This is a genomic window from Hoeflea sp., from assembly GCF_984452065.1.
On sequence record NZ_CFHWAF010000242.1, the window covers coordinates 1 to 2899 of the forward strand.

Consider the following 2899-nt stretch of genomic DNA (forward strand, 5'->3'; position numbering starts at 1 on the left):
AACCTCATCCGGCCGACCCATGCGACCCATGGGCGTGCCGCCGAGCCAATATTTCCGGAGTTCCGGGTCCTCATGGGCATAAGCGTTCATTTGCCGACGCGAAAAGCCGACCCTGTTCGACGAGTTTGCCGACTTCATCGGCCGTGCAAATGCCGCTGTGATTGCAGATGTCGTGGGACACGGATGCTTCGTGAAGGCTTCGCTCGCGCGCGATCGTCACGAGCGCCCAACTCGCATTGAGGGATAGCGTGTTGTTCGTGCCCCCTCGGCTCTTTGTCTTGGTTCCACGGGCTCGATCCCCATTCGCCACCGAAGGGCACCGCTGCTTAAGACGGCTCCGTTCCGGTAAAAACGCTCGCCGCCGCCAGGATGTGGTACTTCATCAGCGCCCCCGCCCAGTCGCCGTCACCCGCACGGATGGCTTGCACCAACGACGCGTGATCCTGCTTGCTGCGATTGATGTCATCCTGGTCGAACCTGGAAAACGAACGAGAGAGGAATCCAAGGTCCATGAGTTGGAGGCACATGGTCTCCAGGCGGTAATTGCCGGAAATGGAGAAGATATCCGCGTGAAACGCCCGATTCCTCTCGGAGATGAGAGCGACGTCCCGCGGATCCTTGACCAAGGCGTTCTCCCATTCCAGGCGCAACGCCTCCAGTCGCTCGACATCCGATCGGGTCGCGCGCCGGGCCGCGAGGCCACATGCCATGCTTTCCAGATTGGCCCTGATCTCGAAGATGTCGCGCACTTCCTGGGCAGACCATCCGCGGATCAGGGCACCCGAATGCGCCGTGAAAACGACGAAACCATCGCTGGCAAGTCGCTGCATCGCCTCGCGCACCGGCGTTCGCGAGACCTGAAACTTGCGCGCCAGCGCATCCTCGGTCAGCCGCTCGCCGACCTTGAACTGGTCCGAGGAAATGGCATCGCGAACGGCCTCGTAGACCTTCTGAGATGCCGTCGGACCCACGGCCTTCCGCCGTCTGGATTGCATACAATGTTCTCCTTTCTGCACCGTCCCAGGACCACTGTCCGATACCGTGGTGCACGGGCACACCAGGCACACCGACAGTCGCGCCTGCTGGTTCGATTATATACGATCTGCGCTATTTCGGCCACGATAGTAGATCTTATTTGACATATTGCATACAATATGTTCGATCAGGGCCAGGTAAGCGGCTTGTTACGGCTTACCGGGAGGAAACAAGGGAGACTGCAATGAGTCTGATAAATCGCATCACGGCCGCGCTTGGGTCGGGGCTGGCCGGACTGGTCGTTGCCGCAGCGCCGCTTCTGGTCGCCGGCACGGCGTCCGCGCAAGATCAGAGCTATCCGCCGGGGGAGCTGGAAATCATCGTTCCGTTCAACGCGGGCGGATCGGCCGACCGCATGGCGCGGGCCATTGCCCGCTATCTGCCCGAAGAACTCGGTGTCCCCGTGACCGTCCTGAACCGCCCCGGCGGATCGGGCGCGCTTGGCCACACCTATTTTCTTCAGCAGCCGGACGACGGGTCCAACGCCCTGGTCACGCCCGCCACGCCTTACCTGATCACCAACATCCTGCGCGAACAGGGTGCCCTGGACTGGAATGCGTTCCATTTCATCAACGGGCAGTGGCAGGACTACTATGTCCTGCTGGTCAACAAGGACCAACCGTTCCAGACCGCCGAAGACCTCTTCGCCCATATTCGTGACAATCCCGGCGAGGCAAGTTCCGCCATCATCAACGGCGATGGCGGACACCTGCTCCAACTTATCCTGATGGAGCGCATGGGGCTGCCCGAAGATGCGATCACATTCGTCAGCTATGACGGCGGCGCCCCGATGCGCTCTGCCCTGGCGGGCAACCAGGTCACCTTCTCGCTGATTTCCGGGCTCGGCTCGGAGGTCATCCGCGACGATGTGCGGCCGCTGGCCGTCGTGCTCGACGAGACTGGCGAAGCGTGGGACGCGCCCCCGATCAACGACGCCTTGAGGGATTTCGGGGTCGAACTGCCGGTTCTATCCGCCGACCTGCGGACCTTCACAGTCTCGACGGAATTCGCCACGAACGAGCCGGAGGCCTATGAACTGCTGGTCGCCGCCTACAGGCGCATGCTGGAGCGTGACGACTTCAGGGCGTTCATCGAGGAAGGCGCCATTGGCGGGCAGTGGCTGGGACCGGAGAGCACCCAGGAAAGCCTCGCCGACAGCTTTGAGGTGTTCACGCAGTACGTCGACTACTTCAACTGATTCCACCGCTCGGCCGACGCGCGAGAGCCCATCCGAGCCCCGCGCGTCGCATCCGGTGCCAAAGGAGGACGCTCCATGCCTGCCATCATGCGCCACCTTTCCGGCGGCCTCGGGCATCTTCTGCTGCTTTCCGTCTTCGTCCTGTTCTCGGTCTGGTACGCGCTGGATGCCTATATGGCCCAGCAGAAGGTGGAAAACCTGCTGCTGATCTGGCCCGCGGCGATCATCGTTCTGGTCCTGGCCGTCGGTCTGGCGGCGGCTCAGGTGCGCGCCATGATGCAAACCCGCGCGGCGCATGCGCATGGCGGCGCCGAGACACAAGTGGAAGACGACGCGGAAGACGCCCAAGTGGATGGCGATGAGCCCGCGCCCCAAGCGCCATCCTTCCAGGCCCGATACGGCACACCGCTCTCGGCCATCGGGCTCGGGCTTTACGTGCTTTCGCTTCCGTTTCTGGGTTTCGACGTGGCGACGGCGCTTTTCGTTGCCGCCAGTATGCGCCTTCAGGGCGAACGCAACCCGGTCGTCATCTGCCTGTTCGCCGTGATGGTGGCGACGCTGCCGATCCTCGGCATCGAATATATGCTTTCGGTCCCCGTGCCGACCGTGGTGCTGCCATGATCGACACTGCGGCCCTGGCCGATGCCTTCGCGCTGCTGGCCAGCA

3 protein-coding genes are annotated in these 2899 nt (G+C 62.6%); 2 read left to right on the forward strand and 1 reads right to left on the reverse strand.

The annotated features are described in order from the left end of the window. Positions 1 to 326 precede the first annotated feature (326 nt). On the reverse strand, positions 327 to 995 hold the full coding sequence (locus tag AC5E6N_RS23945) for a GntR family transcriptional regulator (RefSeq protein ID WP_491750162.1): 669 nt from the start codon (positions 993 to 995) through the stop codon (positions 327 to 329). A 224-nt stretch (positions 996 to 1219) separates the two neighbouring features. Here AC5E6N_RS23945 and AC5E6N_RS23950 point away from each other — a divergent pair, with 224 nt between their 5' ends. Together AC5E6N_RS23950 and AC5E6N_RS23955 are read left to right on the forward strand one after the other, a co-directional pair. After that, positions 1220 to 2233, forward strand: coding sequence for a Bug family tripartite tricarboxylate transporter substrate binding protein (locus tag AC5E6N_RS23950; protein ID WP_491750163.1), 1014 nt, complete (start codon positions 1220 to 1222; stop codon positions 2231 to 2233). A 75-nt stretch (positions 2234 to 2308) separates the two neighbouring features. Further along, the gene (locus AC5E6N_RS23955; RefSeq protein ID WP_491750164.1) at positions 2309 to 2854 is read left to right on the forward strand and encodes a tripartite tricarboxylate transporter TctB family protein; all 546 of its coding nucleotides are present in this window, start codon (positions 2309 to 2311) and stop codon (positions 2852 to 2854) included. Positions 2855 to 2899: the final 45 nt, after the last annotated feature.